Origin of the sequence: Bradyrhizobium erythrophlei (genome assembly GCF_900129505.1) — a bacterium.
GTDB lineage: Bacteria > Pseudomonadota > Alphaproteobacteria > Rhizobiales > Xanthobacteraceae > Bradyrhizobium > Bradyrhizobium erythrophlei_D.
The window spans coordinates 3,784,651-3,802,231 of sequence record NZ_LT670818.1 but is presented as its reverse complement, the minus strand read 5'-3'; the positions used below and the strand labels follow the sequence as shown (position 1 = coordinate 3,802,231).

The 17,581-nt window shown below is 64.5% G+C and carries 15 protein-coding genes; 5 read left to right on the top strand and 10 right to left on the bottom strand.

Annotation, left to right across the window (positions count from 1 at the left end):
- Positions 1-2: 2 nt before the first annotated feature.
- Positions 3-2,168: a pseudouridine synthase gene (locus tag B5525_RS17535; protein ID WP_079567132.1), complete on the bottom strand. Its 2,166-nt coding sequence runs from the start codon at positions 2,166-2,168 to the stop codon at positions 3-5.
- Between the two features lie 165 nt (positions 2,169-2,333).
- Between B5525_RS17535 and B5525_RS17530 the strand changes: the two genes are divergently transcribed.
- Positions 2,334-2,780, top strand: coding sequence for a nucleoside deaminase (locus B5525_RS17530; RefSeq protein ID WP_244567932.1), 447 nt, complete (start codon positions 2,334-2,336; stop codon positions 2,778-2,780).
- A 179-nt stretch (positions 2,781-2,959) separates the two neighbouring features.
- Here B5525_RS17530 and B5525_RS17525 read toward each other — a convergent pair whose 3' ends face one another.
- Positions 2,960-3,862, bottom strand: a complete 903-nt coding sequence (locus B5525_RS17525) for an alpha/beta fold hydrolase (protein ID WP_079567130.1) — start codon at positions 3,860-3,862, stop codon at positions 2,960-2,962.
- A 149-nt stretch (positions 3,863-4,011) separates the two neighbouring features.
- Here B5525_RS17525 and B5525_RS17520 point away from each other — a divergent pair, with 149 nt between their 5' ends.
- The gene (locus B5525_RS17520; RefSeq protein ID WP_079567129.1) at positions 4,012-5,244 is read left to right on the top strand and encodes an acyl-CoA dehydrogenase family protein; all 1,233 of its coding nucleotides are present in this window, start codon (positions 4,012-4,014) and stop codon (positions 5,242-5,244) included.
- 1,513 nt (positions 5,245-6,757) lie between these two features.
- Here B5525_RS17520 and B5525_RS17515 read toward each other — a convergent pair.
- On the bottom strand, positions 6,758-7,108 hold the full coding sequence (locus B5525_RS17515; RefSeq protein ID WP_079567128.1) for a tetratricopeptide repeat protein: 351 nt from the start codon (positions 7,106-7,108) through the stop codon (positions 6,758-6,760).
- 256 nt (positions 7,109-7,364) lie between these two features.
- On the opposite strand from B5525_RS17515, the gene B5525_RS17510 reads away from it, so the two are divergent.
- On the top strand, positions 7,365-8,378 hold the full coding sequence (locus B5525_RS17510) for a SphA family protein (RefSeq protein WP_244568051.1): 1,014 nt from the start codon (positions 7,365-7,367) through the stop codon (positions 8,376-8,378).
- Positions 8,379-8,801: 423 nt separating this feature from the next.
- Here B5525_RS17510 and purD read toward each other — a convergent pair whose 3' ends face one another.
- The 4 genes from purD to B5525_RS17490 all read right to left on the bottom strand — a co-directional run bounded on the left by purD (position 8,802) and on the right by B5525_RS17490 (position 12,144).
- Positions 8,802-10,079, bottom strand: coding sequence for a phosphoribosylamine--glycine ligase (purD, locus tag B5525_RS17505; RefSeq protein ID WP_079567126.1), 1,278 nt, complete (start codon positions 10,077-10,079; stop codon positions 8,802-8,804).
- Positions 10,080-10,281: 202 nt separating this feature from the next.
- Positions 10,282-10,590: a winged helix-turn-helix domain-containing protein gene (locus B5525_RS17500; RefSeq protein WP_079567125.1), complete on the bottom strand. Its 309-nt coding sequence runs from the start codon at positions 10,588-10,590 to the stop codon at positions 10,282-10,284.
- Between the two features lie 4 nt (positions 10,591-10,594).
- Positions 10,595-11,152: a hypothetical protein gene (locus tag B5525_RS17495; protein ID WP_079567124.1), complete on the bottom strand. Its 558-nt coding sequence runs from the start codon at positions 11,150-11,152 to the stop codon at positions 10,595-10,597.
- Entirely contained in the window at positions 11,149-12,144 is a 996-nt protein-coding gene (locus B5525_RS17490; protein WP_079567123.1) for an alpha/beta hydrolase, read from the bottom strand. Before B5525_RS17490 ends, B5525_RS17495 begins: the two co-directional genes overlap by 4 nt.
- 144 nt (positions 12,145-12,288) lie before the next feature.
- On the opposite strand from B5525_RS17490, the gene xseA reads away from it, so the two are divergent.
- Positions 12,289-13,899 carry an exodeoxyribonuclease VII large subunit gene (xseA, locus tag B5525_RS17485; protein WP_079567122.1) on the top strand — a complete coding sequence of 537 codons (1,611 nt, stop codon included), beginning with the start codon at positions 12,289-12,291 and terminating at the stop codon, positions 13,897-13,899.
- A gap of 7 nt (positions 13,900-13,906) precedes the next feature.
- Here the strand turns inward: xseA and B5525_RS17480 are convergent, their stop codons facing one another.
- Positions 13,907-14,743: a dienelactone hydrolase family protein gene (locus B5525_RS17480; protein WP_079567121.1), complete on the bottom strand. Its 837-nt coding sequence runs from the start codon at positions 14,741-14,743 to the stop codon at positions 13,907-13,909.
- 194 nt (positions 14,744-14,937) lie between these two features.
- Here B5525_RS17480 and B5525_RS17475 point away from each other — a divergent pair, with 194 nt between their 5' ends.
- Complete coding sequence (locus tag B5525_RS17475) at positions 14,938-15,159, top strand: DUF2093 domain-containing protein (RefSeq protein ID WP_079567120.1); 222 nt, start codon at positions 14,938-14,940, stop codon at positions 15,157-15,159.
- Between the two features lie 119 nt (positions 15,160-15,278).
- Here B5525_RS17475 and lpxK read toward each other — a convergent pair whose 3' ends face one another.
- Both lpxK and B5525_RS17465 read right to left on the bottom strand, forming a co-directional pair.
- Positions 15,279-16,295, bottom strand: coding sequence for a tetraacyldisaccharide 4'-kinase (lpxK, locus tag B5525_RS17470; protein WP_079567119.1), 1,017 nt, complete (start codon positions 16,293-16,295; stop codon positions 15,279-15,281).
- Complete coding sequence (locus B5525_RS17465) at positions 16,288-17,574, bottom strand: 3-deoxy-D-manno-octulosonic acid transferase (protein WP_079567118.1); 1,287 nt, start codon at positions 17,572-17,574, stop codon at positions 16,288-16,290. The genes lpxK and B5525_RS17465 overlap by 8 nt, the downstream gene beginning before the upstream one ends.
- Positions 17,575-17,581 lie beyond the last annotated feature (7 nt).

Sequence of the window (17,581 nt, the reverse complement as noted above, 5' to 3'; positions counted from 1 at the left end):
CCTTACTCGTCCCGCGGCTTGAGGTCGCGCTTGCCGTGATAGCCGCGCTGCGGGCGGCGCGGCGGGCCGTAGCCGCTAGCATCAAGCTCGTTGCGCGCGCGCGCCTCCTCGCTGCCGGTGCGCTGCACCAGCACGCGGCGGCCCTTGCGATCGGCGATCAGCCCGCTCTTGCCGGCCGGCTTGAACGGTTTCTTGCCGCGGGGTGCAGCCTCATCGGTCGCTGCCTCCGCCGCGACGTCGCCCGGCATCGGCCGGTTGAAGTCCGCACCCGCGAGGGCTGCGATCTTTTCGCCGAGCTGCTCGCGCAGCACCCGCGTCTTGACCTCCTCGACCTGACCCTCCTCGAGTTCGGCGAGCTGGAACGGACCGTAGGACACCCGGATCAGCCGGTTCACCTCGAGGCCAAGATGCGCCATCACGTTGCGGACCTCGCGGTTCTTGCCTTCGCGGATCGCAAACACCAGCCAGACATTGGCGCCCTGATCGCGCTCCAGCACAGCATCGATCGGACCATATTTGACGCCGTCGACTTCGACGCCCTTCTTCAGCTCGTCGAGCTGCGCCTGCGTCACCTCGCCATGGGCGCGCACGCGATAACGCCGCAGCCAGCCGGTGTCCGGCAGTTCGAGCGCGCGGGCGAGCCCGCCATCATTGGTCAGGAGCAGCAGTCCCTCGGTGTTGAAATCGAGCCGGCCGATCGAGATCAGCCGCGGCAGATTTTCCGGCAGGTTGTCGAACACCGTCGGCCGGCCTTCGGGGTCGGCATGGGTGGTCATCAGTCCGCGCGGCTTGTGATACAGGAACAGCCGGGTGCGCTCGCGCGGCGGCAACGGCTTGCCGTCGACGGCGATGACATCGCTCTCGGTGACATCGAGCGCCGGCGAATTGATGACGCGGCCGTTGACGCTGACGCGACCCTGCACGATCCATTCCTCGGCGTCGCGGCGCGAGGCCAGACCCGCCCGCGACACCACCTTGGCGATGCGCTCGCCGGATTTCTTGACCCGCGGCGGCCGCGCGGTGCGCCGCTCCTCGGGCGCGCGCTCGCGATAGGCGCCGCGGCCGCCGAAGGCCGGGCGCTTTGCAAAAACCTTGCTGTCGTCCTCATTGTCGCGGCGCGGCCGGTCGGCATCGCTGCGCGGATGTTCCTGCCAGGAGGAGCGTCCCTCCCCGCGGTCGTCGTCGCGATCCCGGCGTGGACGCTCGAATTTCGGACGGTCCTCGCGGGGGCGATCGAATTTCGGCCGCTCGCGGAACGGACGATCGCCTTGCGGGCGATCCTCGCGCGGCCGCGAAAACCGCGGACGCTCGTCGCCGCCGCGATCCTCACGCGGTTTGTCGAAGCGCGGCTTGTCGTAACTGCGCTTTTCGAAAGTTCGGGCGCCGTCGCGGGGGGGACGCGAGTTGCGTCCGACATGGTCCGGTGAAGCAGCATCGCGCTTCTGCCAGGGCTTTGAATCGCCGCGATCCCCCAGGTCGCTGTTGCGATCCCGGTTGCGGCCGCCAAAATCCTTGCGAGGCCCCCGATCCGGGCGGCTGCCGAAATCCTTGCGCGGACCACGGTCGGGCGCGCCGCGCGAAAACTTCTTGTCGCCGCCGAATTTTCTCGCCGGCCGATCGCCATCCCGCGGCGGTCGCGGACTATACGGGCGGTCTCCCCGCGGGCGATCGCCGTCCTTGCGAAAACCCTCGCCGCGCGGGGTGTAGGGCCGCTTCTCGCCGCCGCCTTCCCGTGGCGTGTACGGCTTCTTGTCGCCGAATTTCCGGTCCTGGAAACGCGCGGCGGGTCGCGCATCGCCGCGATCTCCAGGGGCGCCATTGCGATCCCGGCCACGCGGCGCGCGGTCATCGCGCTTGAAGTCCGGGCGGTCGCCGCGCGGCGTGTAGGACCGCTTTTCGCCGCCACGGTCCTCGCGGGAGCGGTCGTCGCGCTTGCCGGCGTAAGGCTTGCCGGCGCCCGCATAGGGCTTCTTGTCGTACGACCGGGCGCCCTCGGATCTGGCGGCATAGGGGCGCTTCTCGCCCTCACCCTTGCCCTTGAAATCCTTGCCGGCGCGCTTGGCGAACTTCTTCTCGGGACCCCGCGCGGCGCCGGAACGGCCCTTGCCGCCGCCCGGCCGGTCACGCCGGCCGCGGGAATCGTTGTTTTTGTCGTTATCGCGGGGCATGAATAGTCTCTCGTTTAAAGATGAAATGGCGATCAGGCGGATGTGGATGGGCTGTCATAGCGACATCGCGCGCGCTCTTGGCTCAAGGCGCAATCTCACGCAAAATCGGTATCCACTTTTGCTGAATGGCCCTCCAGTAGCAGGTTTCTTCCGATGATACGAGGGATGACCGCCCCTTCTTTCATGGATTTGGCCCTGAAAACGGCGAAAAACGCCGCAAAAGCCGGCGAAGTTCCGATCGGATGCGTCATTGTCAGGGGTTACGAGGTCATCGCCACGGCCGGCAACCGCACTTTGACCGACCGCGATCCGACCGCGCATGCCGAAATCCTGGCGATCCGGCAGGCCGCCGAGGCCATCGGGACCGAGCGGCTGGTCGATTGCGACCTCTATGTCACGCTGGAGCCCTGCACGATGTGCGCGGGCGCGATCTCGTTTGCCCGGATCAGGCGGCTCTATTACGGCGCACCCGACCCCAAGGGCGGCGCGGTCGAGTCCGGCGTGCGTTTCTTCGCCTCGCCCACCTGCCATCACGTGCCGGAAGTCTATTCGGCCGTGGGCGAGACCGAGGCGGCGACGCTGCTGAAGGAGTTTTTCAGGGTGCGACGGTAGAACAACCACTGCTGTCATCATCCGCGTAAGCGGATGATGACAGTATTCCAGAGACGCCAGTGGATTGGTCGATAGGCCGCGGTGTACTGAATACCCGGCGGAGCCTGTCGTCGGGCTCGCCGAAGGCGAGACCCGATGGCGGGTATGACGAGTGGGTGTGGGGCTCCACTTGCACCCCCTCACGCCTCAAAAAACGCCTTCAGTGCCTTGGCGGTCGCGTCCGGATTTTCCTCCGTGAGAAAGTGCCCGGAATCGATCGGCGCACCCATGACATCAGTTGCCCAATTCTTCCAGGTGTCGAGCGGCGTCGCCGCTGATCTGGCGATGCCGGCGTCGCCCCACAACGCCAGCATCGGGATCGTGATCTTGTTGCCGGCGTCATGATCTTTCCTGTCGATCTCGAAATCGGCATAGGCGCCGGCGCGATAGTCCTCGCACATCGCATGCACGCGCGAGGGGTCGCGGAACGCGGTGAGATAATGCTCCAGCGCGCGCTTGTCGATCGCATCGAGGGTTTTCGATTTGGTCTGGCTCGCCATCTTCTGGCGCAAGAAGAAATCCGGATTGCCGCCGATCAGGGTTTCCGGCAATGGAGCGGGCTGCGCCAGAAAGGTCCAATGGTAGATCTTCAGCGCATAGAGCCGGTTCATGCGCTCCCAGTAATCATAGGTCGGCAGGATATCGAGCACCGCCAGCCGCGACAGCCGGCCGGGATGATCCAGTGCCAGACGATACGCGACGCGGCCGCCGCGATCGTGCCCGGCAAGTGCAAAATGCACATGGCCGAGCTGCTCCATCGCCTCGATCATGGTCTGCGCCATCGCGCGCTTGGTGTAGGGAATGTGATCCTTGTCGCTCTCCGGCATGTCCGACCAGCCATAGCCCGGCAGGTCGGCGATGATCAACGTGAATTGGTCGGCCAGCTGCGGCGCCACGCGGTGCCACATCACATGGGTTTCGGAAAAGCCGTGCAGCAGCAACAGCGGCGGCCCGTTGCCGCCGACGCGGGCGAAGATGCGCCCGGAATTGGTGTTGATCCATTCGGACGCGTAACCGGGGTAGAGGTCGGCGAGATCGGGCATCTCTCTGGCACTCCTTCGCGGCCATCACGGCATCGCCGTTTCGACGATGAGCTCTTGCTTCAAACTTTGTTTGTCGTTGCCGCTGGCACGTCCCGGATATATGCCATCCGGCAAGTCCGACCAACAGCAAAGCAGAACGGGGAAGCGCCATGTCGATCGATTTCGAGATTCCTTCCGAGGCCAAGGCGATCCGCGCAAAGGTGCGCAAATGGGTGCAGGAGGAATGCATCCCCGCCGAGAAGGAGCTGGATACCAAACCGCTCGACGAGGTGCTCGGCAGGTTGCGCACAAGGGCCCGCGCGCAGGGGCTGTGGTGCCCGTTCGTGCCGAAGGAATATGGCGGCATGGGCCTCGGCCCGCTCGCCAACGCGCTGGTGCAGATGGAGCTCGGCGAAAGCATGCTGGGCGCGCTGTCGATGAACACGCAGGGGCCCGACGACGCCTCGATGCTGACCATCCTCGCCCACGGAACCGACTATCAGAAGGAAAAATTCCTCAAACCGCTGCTGAACGGCGAGAAGCGCATCTGCTTTTCGATGACGGAAAAGGCCGCCGGCGCCGACGCTACCGGGATGCAGACGTCCGCCGTGAAGGACGGCAACGAGAATTACATCCTCAACGGCGAGAAGTGGTTCTCGTCTTCGGCGAGCGTCGCCGACATCGCGCTGGTGATGGCCAAGACCGATCCCACCGCGCCGCGCCACAAGCAGTATTCGACCTTCATCGTCGAATTGCCGAACCCCGGCTACAGGATCAAGCGCAACATCAAGAACATGGCGATCGAGGGCCCACACGCGGACGCCATTCACGGCGGCCACTCCGAAATCGAAATCAGGGATCTCGAGGTGCCGGCCGACAATCTGCTCGGCGGCGAGGGCAACGGCTTCAACATGGGCCAGCACCGCCTCGCCTATGGACGGCTGCGCCACGGCATGCACAACATCGCGAAAGCCCAGCGCGCGCTCGACATGGCAGTCGCGCACGTGACAAAACGCTCGACCTTCGGCGTGCTGCTCGCCGACCGCCAGGCGGTGCAGTTCATGCTCGCCGAATGCGCCAGCCAGCTCTATATCGGCCGGCTGATGCTGCTGCACATCGCCTACAAGGCGGAAAAGGGGCTCGACCTCACCCAGGAGAACTCGATCGCCAAGGTGTACCTGGCGCACATGGTGCATCACGTCATCGACACCGCGATCCAGCTGCACGGCGCGCTCGGCTTCAGCCAGGATACCGTGCTGGCCAAATGGTACACCCAGGTGCGTTCGCAGCGGCTGGTCGACGGCCCGGACGAGGTGCACCGCTGGAAGGTCGGCCGCAACGTCATCAAGGCGTTCCGCGAGCACGGCACCACGGCCTCGGCGGCGGGCGGGGATTTGATTTAGGCGTCGCCCGCCAACCAGAGCCGTCATACCCCGCGAAGGCGGGGTATCCAGTACGCCGCGGCTTCTCGGCTCGATCATTGACGTCTCTGGAATACTGGATCACCCGCATTCGCAGGTGATGACGACGGAGAGAAACAACTGCAAACACAACTTCGCGATCTCGCCGCGCGTTTCGCGCGAGTTTTGAGAGGAAACGTTCCGCCCCCGGTCGTCAGGGCGCAGGGAAGACCGGGTGCGCGCTGCACCCGCGGTCTCGCGTGCAAAAAGCACAAAAGAGAGTGCACACGAGCATACAGGTTCAGCGGAAGCAGTCCGGCCTTCCCTGCGCAGTGGTTTACGGCTTACTTCGAGCTCTCCCCGGTGATCGGCTTTTTTGTCACCGTCATCCCTGAGAAGCTTGCTTCTCAAGAACTTGAACGCCAGCGTCGAGGCGTCAGGACCACACGACTTCGCCGTCCGCGTCAGTGCCGTTCGTCACGGGCACTTCCACGTCCACCGCATCCCGCACCAACGTCCGTGACGACCGCGAAGCGCCCCTCCTGTGGGCGCGAGACGGCGGATATATGGACTGATTTGCGGCTTCTGAAAATCAGAATATTTTTTCGATTTGGGCTGGACAGAGGGGGCGGTAAATTGCCCAAGTGATTTGCCCGTCGGGTCCTTTTTCTGCCCCGCGGCGATTTGGAGGCGACATGCCAGCGGCCTGAAATTCTTTATCGGTTAGCTGAGCTGCGGATAGGCCATGTCCCGTATCAGCGTATCTCGGACTCAAGTCAGAGATCGCGCGGGGTCTGAAAGGTGCCCAGGAGCGGAAGTGAACGCACTCATTCGATCACCTCGTCGGTGGCGGCGAGGAGCGTTTCTTCGCGGTCGTGCCGTCTTGGGGGCATAGGTGCGTTCGACGTCGTACGGTCTCGCTCGCATTAGCGCATTCACCGACCGCCGGCGCCTGTGGGGATCATGGGCCCATAGTAGGCGCCCCAGTGGCCCCACACATCGCGTTTCCCGTACCCGCTGAAATTGCCGTTTGGATTGCCATCTTTCGGCGCAGCATCCCTATACATGGGAGGGGTCCTGACGTTCGATTCGTGACGAACTGTGTGGGCAAATGCGGAGGTGCTGGAGAGCGCGAACGCACAGGCTAGTGCCATTGCCGTAAGTTTCATGGTTATCTCCTTCGTTGTTTAGATAAGAGACAACCGCACCATCACCAATAAAATCTTTGTTAGCTGCCGATGTGGCCGACGGTGCCATAGCGTTCCCAGGGGAACTGACCGCGCGGCGTCGTCCGGTTGCAAGTTGGGGGACAGGCCGCAGAGCTTTAATGAGGAGTTGGTTGCGTAGCTGGCTTCCAGTCGCGTGCGAGCTTCTGCGCTTCGTTTATCTGAGCTGGGGTCATCCTCCGTTCGGCCATTTCTAGAGTCTTGACCGCTCTTTGCTCACCCTGTGCCGCCGATAGACTGAACCACATGTAGGCACGAACATAGTCCTGCGGCACGCCTCTGCCTTCGGCCTACATGACCCCGAGACAGAGCTTGGCGAGGGGATGGCCTTGCTCAGCAGCCCTCTGAAACCAGATCATCGCCTCACTGTAGTCCTGCGGTACGCCTTTGCCGTTTGCGTATTGGTTGCCGAGTAGAAACTCGGCGACGGCGTCGCCTTGGTCTGCAGCCTTCCGAAACCAAAATGCTGCGGCAGCATCATCCTGCTGCACGCCGTGGCCAGTGATATACATTAACCCGAGATTGAACTGAGCTGCCGCGTCGCCATCGTTAGCCAGCGGACGAATAAGACGCAGAGCCTTTGCGTAGTCGCCTCTGGCATTCGCATCAATCGCATCCTCAAACGTGCCAGCAACCCCCACACTCCAGCCGTAGTAACTGTTGCCCTTTGGCCGCAGTGTTCATCTTTTTTTTGGCAGTTGAACCCTTGCTGAATTTACTTGGTGAGTCCCGCCTGCTCCAGGGTTACGATGTCGGCGAGTTGTATTCGTAGCCGACACACTTGCGGGGCACAATATGACAGCGAGAATCGCGCTGACTGCGGCGAAATGCCGGCGGCCTATCTCGGCACATCGACGCAGACTTGGCCTTGCTGCAATCGTCTTGGCACCCGCGATTATGTTTTTTTCCCAGTGTGCGTTGGCCGATGAAGGCGGCGTGAGTTTCTGGGTGCCCGGTTTCTTTGGAAGCCTCGCAGCCGCTCCTCAGCAACCGGGTTGGTCGCTGGCTAATATCTATTATCATACCTCGGTCTCGGCCGGCGCCGACGTCGCGCGTGCGCGTGAATTCACGCTCGGCAGGGTTCCGGCCAACGCTACAGTAAACGCAAATCTGAATTTGAGGCTCAACGCCACCGGCGATCTTGGCTTTGTGATCCCGACCTATGTATTCGCAACGCCGGTGCTCGGCGGCCAGGCTTCCGCATCCCTTGTGAGTGCCTACGGTGTCGTAAGCACCACTCTGGCGGGCCAATTGGCGGGGAGCCTAACGGGACCGGGCGGCGGTAGCATCCCGTTCATGCGATCTGACAGTATCAGCGATACGACGTGGGGCTTTGGCGATCTGGTCCCACAATTCGCTTTGCGTTGGAATGCCGGCGTTAACAACTACATGACCTACATCACCGGCGACATACCTGTTGGAGCCTATCAATCCGACCGCTTGTCGAATTTAGGTATCGGGCACGGTGCGATCGACGCAGGCGGTGGCTACACTTATTTCAATCCGGCGACCGGCCACGAGTTCTCAGGTGTGCTTGGGTTTACCTATAACTTCAAAAATACTGCAACACAGTATCAGAATGGCGTCGACCTGCACTTCGATTGGGGCGCATCGCAATTCCTGACCAAGCAGGTTCAGGTGGGTCTGGTTGGCTACGCCTACAAAGACATCGGCTGCGACAGCGGCTCGGGCGATCACGTCGGGTGCTTCCAATCGCAGGTGTTCGGCATCGGGCCGCAGTTTGGCTACGTGTTCCCCCTTAGCGAGACCCTTCAAGGTTACATCAATCTCAAGGGCTACGCAGAATTTGGCGGCTCGGATCGGCCCACCGGCTGGAACACATGGCTGACATTTGCCATCTCACCCGCAGCAGCGCCTCCACCCCCCACAAGCCGGATGATTACGAAATAACAGCGGAGCGAGGGCCCTGGGTAATCGATGGCCACACTGTGGGCCGATCATCAGGGTTCAGCCGCCTCGGATCACGTGTCAAGGCATGGGGTGGGTTGAGGCGATGCTTGAGGGCGTGCGTCGCGGCATGAGCGGAGAGAGTTAATCGTACTCCCGGCTTCGATTCGATGGATGGGACCGCGAATATCCGATCATCTTGTCACAAAAGAGCACGATGCGCTGCTGGATGGCCCGCGCGGCGCGGCGTTTATACGTCTTGATTTTTGCCCCAAACCAAAGCGGCGCGGAGTCCGGTCGGATCATTCGCGCCGAACTTTGGCATGTCCCTCGACGTCCGGTTAGCGGGCATCGTGGACGTCGTGCCAATCAGGACCAACCGGCCAAGCCAGCAATTCCAGCCTATCCCGCCGGGTTCGGCCGCCTCTATTGCTTCTCCCGCTCCACCGCCTGCCAGCCGATGTCGCGGCGGCAGAAGCCTTCCGGCCAGCGGATGCGGTCGACCGCCGCATAGGCGCGCTGCTGCGCTTCCGCGACCGTCTTGCCGGTCGCGCAGACGTTCAGGACGCGGCCGCCATTGGCGAGAATTTGCCCGTCCATCGCGACCGTGCCGGCGTGAAAGATCTCGGCGCCCTCGACGTTTGCGGCGTCGTCGAGTCCCTTGATGCGAGTGCCTTTGGCGTAATCGCCGGGATAGCCTTTCGCCGCCATCACCACCGTGAGTGCTGCTTCCGGAAACCAGCGCAGGTCGAAATGCTTCAGCTGGCCGTCGCAGCAGGCCAGCATCGCCGGCACGAGGTCCGACATCATCCGCAGCATCAGCACCTGGCATTCCGGATCGCCGAAGCGGACATTGTATTCGAACAGTTTTGGGCCCTCGGCCGTCAGCATCACGCCGGCATAGAGCACGCCGCAGAACGGCGTGCCGCGCGCCTTCATGCCGGCGACGGTGGGAAGAATGATGCGATTCATGATCTGGCTGTGGATTTCATCCGTCACGAACGGCGTCGGCGAATAGGCGCCCATGCCGCCGGTGTTCGGTCCCTCATCGTGATCGAACACGCGCTTGTGGTCCTGGGCGGAGGCGAGCGCGATCGCGGTGTCGCCGTCGGACAGCGCGAAGAAACTGACCTCGCGGCCGCTGAGAAATTCCTCGATCACCACTTCGGCGCCGGCGGCACCGAACGCGCCGTCGAACATCATGGCGATGGCGGATTCCGCTTCCGCTGGGGTCATGGCGACCACCACGCCCTTGCCCGCCGCAAGGCCATCGGCCTTGACCACGATCGGCGCGCCCTGCTTGCGGACGTAGGCCAATGCGTCGGCGGCGTTGTCGAAGCGCCCATATGCGCCGGTCGGAATAGCGAATTCGGTGCAGAGCGCTTTTGTAAATCCCTTGGAGCCCTCGAGCTGCGAGGCCTCCTTGCTCGGCCCGAACGCCTTGATACCGGCGTTGGCGAGGTCGTCGACGATCCCGGCGGCGAGCGGAGTTTCCGGACCGACAACGACCAGCGCCACCGCGTTTTGTTTGCAGAACCCGATCACCGCGGCGTGGTCGGCGATATCCAGCGCCACGCATTCGGCTTCCCGCGCGATGCCGGCATTGCCCGGCGCGCACCAGAGTTTTGTTACCAGCGGGGAAGCCGCGATCTTCCACGCCAGAGCGTGTTCGCGGCCGCCGGAACCGAGCAGGAGGATGTGCATGCGATCAGCCAGACCAGGTTTTGTCGGCTGTCGGTCGCACGAGTCCGCCTCCTCCTGCAAGGGGGGAAGTTAATCGAGCACACCGTCATTCCGGACGGCGCGTGAAACGCGCCGATCCGGAATCCCGAGATTGTCTGGCGCATCTCCTTTAGATCGGGATTCCGGGTTCGATGCTTCGCATCGCCCCGGAATGACGGCCTAGTCAAGCCTGCCGGGCCGAGGCCGCGATGATCTCCTGCAGCGTCGCGACATGGCGGGCGAAGGCGCCGCGGCCGGCCGCGGTGGCGGTGACCGTGGTCTGCGGCTTCTTGCCGACAAAGGCCTTTTCGACCGCGACGTAACCTGCCTTCGAAAGCGTTTCGATATGGGCGCCGAGATTGCCGTCGGTGGCGCCCGTCAGCTTCTTCAGCCGGGAGAATTCCAGCCCCGGCGCTGCCGCCGGCAGGGCGTTCAGCGCCGCCATGATCTTCAGCCGCAGCGGCTGGTGGATGATGTCGTCGAGTTCAGCCATGGCGTCAGCTCCGCCGCATCCAGAGGCCGCCCAGCATCAAACCGCCGCCATTGACGAAGGCCATCCACAAATGGAACCAGTCGCCGACGAAAAAATAGCCGACCAAGGTCAGCGCGGTGATGCCGAGCCCGATCGCGACGAAGGCAGGCCCGATCCACAATCCGGCGATCGTGTAAACCAGCATGAAATACAGCGGCCAGAACGTATCCAGTTGGCGTGGCGTGAAATGCCCCAGGCCCAGCGTCCAGAGATAGCCAAAACCGAGGAACAACAGGAACGCCGCGAAGAAACGGGCATCGAAACTCCGCACGCCGGTACGCGCCCGCGTCGACGCACTGATGGCGAACCAACCCGCGCTGCCAAGCACGGTCACCGCAAGCCAGATGAGAAGCGCGCTCCGCGGAAAGAAATGAGCGACGATGTGGCCGGCGAACACCAGCGCGCCCCACATGATCAACATCAGGCTGGCAATATTGTAGATCGTCGATTGCCGAACGCGGCGCGCGATATCGTTGATGTCCGACAGCGCCGAGGAGGCTTCCCTTGAATCCATGCTCGTCATGACCCGTTCCCTGTTTTTGTTACGTCCTCGGCGATAGCGGAACTCGCCGCGGGATCGCTGACGATTCCCATGTGATTGACTCCGTCAATCAGTCTGACCTGGGCACGTTCGCCGACGGCATCCTTGTACCTGTCGGGCACCATCAACTCGTCGACGGCGCCGGCGATTACAGCGACCGGCTTGCCGGCGCGGGCGAGATCCTCGCGATAATCGCGCGAGGCTCCGAAATTGCGCATCAGGCGATAGGAATAGGTCGGTGCCAGGATCGCGCTGGTATTCGCAGGGACGGCGAAAGCGATGGTCGGCAATGACTCGCAGCAGAGGATGCCGATGCGGTGCAGCACCGAAAGAGCGAGGAAACGTGGAATGTCGGGGTTGGCCCAGCCGCCCGAGTCCCGGCGGCTGGATGGCGCGTCGTAGCCGAGATAGGGCGCGAGCATCACCGTGCGCACAAACAGGTTCTGGATCGGGGAGCCTGCGACCCGCAGCGCGAAACCGCCACCGGCCGAATGACCCAGCAGGGTCAGTGGTGCTGTGGGATTAGTCTTGCGAATCTCGGCGACGAAATCCGCAAGATCGTCCTCGAGCTGCCCGATATAGACGATATCGCCGCGGGTGCCGGATGCGCCATGGCCGCGAATATCGGGCGCGTAGGTTTCGACGCCGGCCTCGGCGAGTCCCTTCGCCAGCGCGTGGACCGCGACGCTCGACCCCGATGAGCCGTGCACCAGGACGGCGGCCTGCCCGGTCGCCGGCGCGCGGGCCGGGTAATGTCGATACGCCAGTTCGATGCCGTCGCGGGCGTGAAACCGGCCCAGTCCCGGCATCCCACTGCGATCGACGGCCCGCGCCGTCTCCGAGATCGAGACCAGCTCCGGCGGCTGCCGCAGCGGCGTGGCAATCAGCGCTGCCAACGCCAACCCAGCAAGACCGACCACGGCAAGGCCCCAGACAACGGCCTTGAAGCCGACTGACAACATCCTGGTGATCATGACGCAATCCTCCCTTGCGAAATCTCCAAAATTCCAGAGTTCTCTGTAATACAGAGTAAACACGCCTGCAAGCGCCGATTTGCGGTGCCGGCCAAAATCCCTACCTTGTGGCCCTGTCCCAAAACCGCGAATCGATTGTCCGAGATGGCCGCCCTCGAAGCCCTGATCAACGCACCGGAATTCACGGTGTCCGAACTCTCCTCCGCGCTGAAGCGGACGGTGGAGGATGCCTATGGGCATGTCCGGGTGCGCGGCGAAATCTCGGGCTTCCGCGGGCCGCATTCGTCCGGCCATTGCTATTTCGCGCTGAAGGACGAGAGCGCCAAGATCGAGGCGGTGATCTGGAAGGGCGTCCATAGCCGGATGCGCTTCAAGCCGCAGGAGGGCCTCGAGGTCATCGCCACCGGCAAGCTCACCACCTATCCCGGCTCCTCGAAATACCAGATCGTGATCGAGGCGATCGAGCCCGCCGGCGTTGGCGCGCTGATGGCGCTGATGGAAGAGCGCAAGAAGAAGCTCGCCGCCGAAGGGTTGTTCGACGAGGCGCGCAAGCAGCTGCTGCCGTGGCTGCCGGAGGTGATCGGCGTCGTCACCTCGCCGACAGGTGCGGTGATCCGCGACATCCTGCACCGGCTGGAAGACCGCTTTCCGCGCCGCGTGCTGGTGTGGCCGGTCAAGGTGCAGGGCGAAGGCTCGGCCGAACAGGTCGCCGCCGCCATCCGCGGTTTCAATGCGCTGCCGGCAGGCGGCAGGATTCCGCGCCCCGATCTTCTGATCGTCGCGCGCGGCGGCGGCTCGCTGGAAGATCTGTGGTCGTTCAACGAGGAGATCGTGGTCCGCGCGGCGGCGGAAAGCATGATTCCGCTGATCTCGGCGGTTGGCCACGAGACCGACATCACGCTGATCGATTTCGCCGCCGACAAGCGCGCGCCGACGCCGACAGCCGCCGCCGAAATGGCGGTCCCCGTGCGCAGCGAACTGTTCGTCGAAGTCACCGCGATGGCGCGGCGCGCGATGCTGTGCTGGCAGCGCGCCCAGGAAGGCCGCCGCAGCGAGCTGCGCGCGGCCGCCCGCGCCTTGCCCGCCGCGGGCGAACTGCTGGCGATCCCGCGGCAGCGGCTGGATGGTGCCAGCGCCTCGCTGCCGCGTGCGCTGAAAGCCAATACGCATCTGCATTTTCGCCATTTCGCCGGCGTCAGCGCCCGGCTCACCGTGCGGGTGTTGCGCGGGCAGCTGACGCAAGCGCGGCATCGGCTGACCGTCTCCGGCGAGCGCATGACGCATTCGGCGCGGACGCTGCTGCGCAACCGCCGCGACCGCTTCTCTGGATTGGAGATCCGGCTGAAGGCCTCAAAACTCGCCAACGCCCAGGCGCAGCGCAATGCCATCGCGCGCGACCGCGAGCGCGTGGCTCGCCTGGCCGAGCGGGCGCGGCGCGCGCTCGCAACCGCAACCCAGCGCCTGCAGGCGCGAGTCGCCCATAGCGGGCAGCTTTTGGGAGCCCTGTCCTATCGCAGCGTGCTGGCGCGCGGCTTTGCCCTGGTGCGCGACGAGCAGGGCCGCGCCGTGCGCGCCGCCGCCGGCGTCGGACCGGGGGCGCGGCTCGATCTGGAATTTTCCGACGGACGCGTCGCGGCCACCGCGGATGCGGACCGCCCGGCGGCAAAGGGTCCGGCGAAGCCGGCCTCGGACGAGCCGAAGCCCGCCGCGCCCAAGCGCACTGCAAAACCGGTCGATCAGGGCAGCTTGTTTTAGAGACTACTCACCGCGCCAGCCATTCGGCGACGCGCTTTTGCGAATCGGCGCGGGCCTCGGGATCGGTGCCGAGATAGCCGTGCTCCGGCACCGTCGCGTCAGCGCTGCCGGCAATGGCGTGCGGCGGAAGATTCGCCCGGTCGAAATCGTGATAGGCGCCGGGATAGACCACGATCCGCGCCAGCGCGCTGCGTCCGTGCGCTCCGTCGATCATCTGGCGGCAGGCCGGCGGCGAACTGACGTCGTCCTTGGCGCCGATCAGGAGCAGCGTCGGAACCCGTGCGCTCCATCCCAGGCCCGCCGAAATGCGGCAGTCCGGATAGAAGGCGATCGCCGAGCGGAAATCGGGTTCGACGCTGTGTGATGACAGTTGCGGACGCACCGCCCACAACAATGCGCTGGCGCCGTTCGCCCATCCAAGCAGGCTGATGCGGTCGTGCGCCGCCCAGGGCTGCTCCACCAGCCATTGCCGGGATGCCATGATATCCTCGACCCGCTCGCGGCGGGCGTGAACCTTGTGTTCATTGGCGCGGCATTGCGGGCCGAGTTCGCGCGAGCCGTAGCTGTCCGGCAGCAGCACCGCGTGACCGTCCCGGATCAATTGCTCGGCCCAATCACGATAGCGGGGCTGCACCGGCTCCGACCGGCCGGCCAATCCGCCGCAGCCATGCAGCGCGATCACCACCGGAAAAGGGCCCTGGCCCTCGGGCTTGTAGAGCTGCGCGTGCAATATGCTGTGGCCGGAGGGGATATCGACCTGGTGCGGGGCAGCCAATGGCGCCGCATCCGCGGCAAAAGCCACGGCAAAAAGCGCCGGGAATATGATCGCTGACAGAAGGCGCATTTCGTTGCCGGTCGCGATGATGCTTAATGAAAGCGCCCCACCGCCGCAAGGCTAGCATGCGCAGGAAGCGAAATTTCATCACAAATCGGTGGGTTTAACCGGCGGACAACATGACCTATTTATGATAAATCGCAGTTTGCGAAAAAATATTCAGCCCGGCCCCGGCGGCCGGGAACTGGTCGGAGACTTCAACCGTGCTCAATAAATTCGGCCCCTCGGGCAATGGCGAAGCGCAGGTGCAATATCTGGATGGCGATTTCCGCGTGATCTCGCCCGGGACCTATGTGCGCTGCGCCGTGACCGATGCGCGGATCCCGCTCGACGAGTTGAAATACTGGAGCGTCGACCTGCAGGAGGCCTATGCCATCCCGAGCGCGGTGCTGCAGCGGCATTTTCCGAGGGCGCTGAAGGCGTAACGTCAGGCGCGGATCGTAGGGTGAGCAAAGCGTCAGCGTGCCCACCAAATGACGTCCGGTCTATCTTGATCTGGCCAATGGTGGGCACGGCGCAAATGCGCCTTTGCCCACCTTACGTGTCAGCTGTTCGTGCGAAAATTCTTTTCGCGGGCCTGAAACAGCCGGCCGGCGATAAACTTCCGTAGCTGCACGGGGTCGGCGAACTCGAGCGTCACCGGGAACGCCACGATAGCTTGCGCCCCTGCGACGTCGCGCAGCCGGACCAGATCCTTTTCCGTCGTCACCAACGTCAGCGCATCGCCTCTCGCCTGCGCGATCAATTCGGCGATCTCGCTTTCCGAAAACGGATGATGATCGTCAAAGGCGCGTTGCCGCACCACCTCCAGCCCGCAGGCCCGCAGCGTCCTGAAGAACCGGTTGGGGTCGCCGATCCCGGCAAAGGCCAGCACGCGCTTGCCGCGCAGCGAGGTGACCGACGCCGCGTCGGGACGAAGCTGCGCCGACAGCACCGGCTTGCCTGCCGCGGCGACGGCGGCGGCGACGGGCGCGGCCGCGGATCCATCGCCGATGACGATCAGTGCGTCGGTGCGGGCAAGCTGGGGCGAGAGCGGCGCGCGCAGCGGGCCCGCCGGGAAGACGCGGCCGTTGCCGAGACCGCGCTCGCCGTCGATCACGATCAGGGAGGCGTCCTTGGCAATCGACGCATTCTGGAAACCATCGTCCATCAGGATCACGGTCGCGCCTTGCGACTTCGCCAGCGCGACGCCATCGGTGCGATCGCGCGCGACCATGACCGGCACCGTGCGGGCCAGCATCAGCGGTTCGTCGCCGACATCATCGGCGCGGTGCCGCGCCGGATCGACCCTGACCGGGCCGCGCAACCGTCCGCCGTAACCGCGGCTGAGCACGACCGGCGTCTCGCCGAGATCGCGCAGCAGCTTGGTCAGCGCCAGCACCGCAGGCGTCTTGCCGGCGCCGCCGACGTGATAATTGCCGACGCAGATCACGGGAATGCCGGCCTCAAGTCCCTCGCTTTGCATGCGCTGTGCGGTGACCAGGCCATAGAGCGCGCCGAGCGGCATCAGTAACGAGGATAACAGCGACGGCGGCCGGTGCCAGAAGGCCGGCTCACGCATTCGCCGCTCCCATTTCGATCCGCAGCTGCAACAGATACGGCTCGAGCGCGGCCAGCGTACGGTCGAGCGCGCCGCCGAGTTGTTCGACGACGCGCTCCGAGGCGGCCAGCGAGGATTCGCGCGCCACAGGGTCGCCCAGCAACTGGCCGAGCTGTTTCACCAGCGCTTCCAGCGTCTCGGCCCGCCGCGCGCCGCCCGCGCTGTCGAGCGCCTCGTAGACATCGGTGAAATTGAAGACGTGAGGGCCGTGCACGATCGAGGCGCCGAGCTTGATCGCCTCGATCGGATTCTGCCCGCCATGTTCGACCAGCGATCCGCCCATGAACACGATTGGCGCCAGCCGATAGAACAATCCCAGTTCGCCCATGGTGTCCGCGACATAAATCTCGCAAGCCGCCGTCGGCAGTCCCTCGCGCGAGCGCAACGCCACCTGCAGGCCGGAAGCCGCGACGGTGCGGGCGATCGCTTCGCCGCGACCGGGATGCCGCGGCACGATCACGGTCAAGAGCTGCGGGAAGAATCCCGCCAGCGCCCGGTGCGCTTCGAGCAGGATGTCCTCCTCGCCGGGATGGGTCGATGCCGCTACGATGATCGGGCGGCCGCGGGTCAGCGCCGTCAACCGCTCCAGCCTGGCGGCATCGGCCGGCGGCGCCGGCACATCGAGCTTCAGATTGCCCGTGGTCACGACGTTGCGGCTGCCCAGCGCGGTGAAGCGCTCGGCATCCACCCGCGACTGCGCGAGGCAGACGTCGAACCGGCCGAGCAGCGCGGAGATCGTGTCGGCAACCCTGCGCCAGCGCGGGAACGAGCGATGCGACATCCTGCCGTTGATCAGCACCATCGGCAGCCGCCGCGCCGCGCTCGACAGGATCAGATTGGGCCACAGATCGGATTCGATGAACAGCGCCAGAGAAGGCCGCCAGTGATCGAGAAAGCGCGCCACGTAGCGCGGCGAATCGTAAGGCACGTACTGATGGATGATGTCGGCGGGAAACCGCTTGGCGACGATCGCGGCCGAGGTCACGGTACCCGACGTCAGGAGGATGCGGATGTTGAGTGCGCGCAGCTTTTCGATCAAAGCCGCCGCGGCCAGCACCTCGCCGACGCTGGCGCCGTGGATCCACACCAAAGGCCCATGCGGCCTGACGTCCCGGCTCATGCCGCGGCGCTCGCCGATCCGCTCCGGATCCTCCTTGCCCTGTTTCAGCCGCCGCTTGATCAGCGCCGGCGCCAGCGGCACCACCGCGGACGACAGCTTCTGATAGACGCGCAGCGTCATCGGCAGG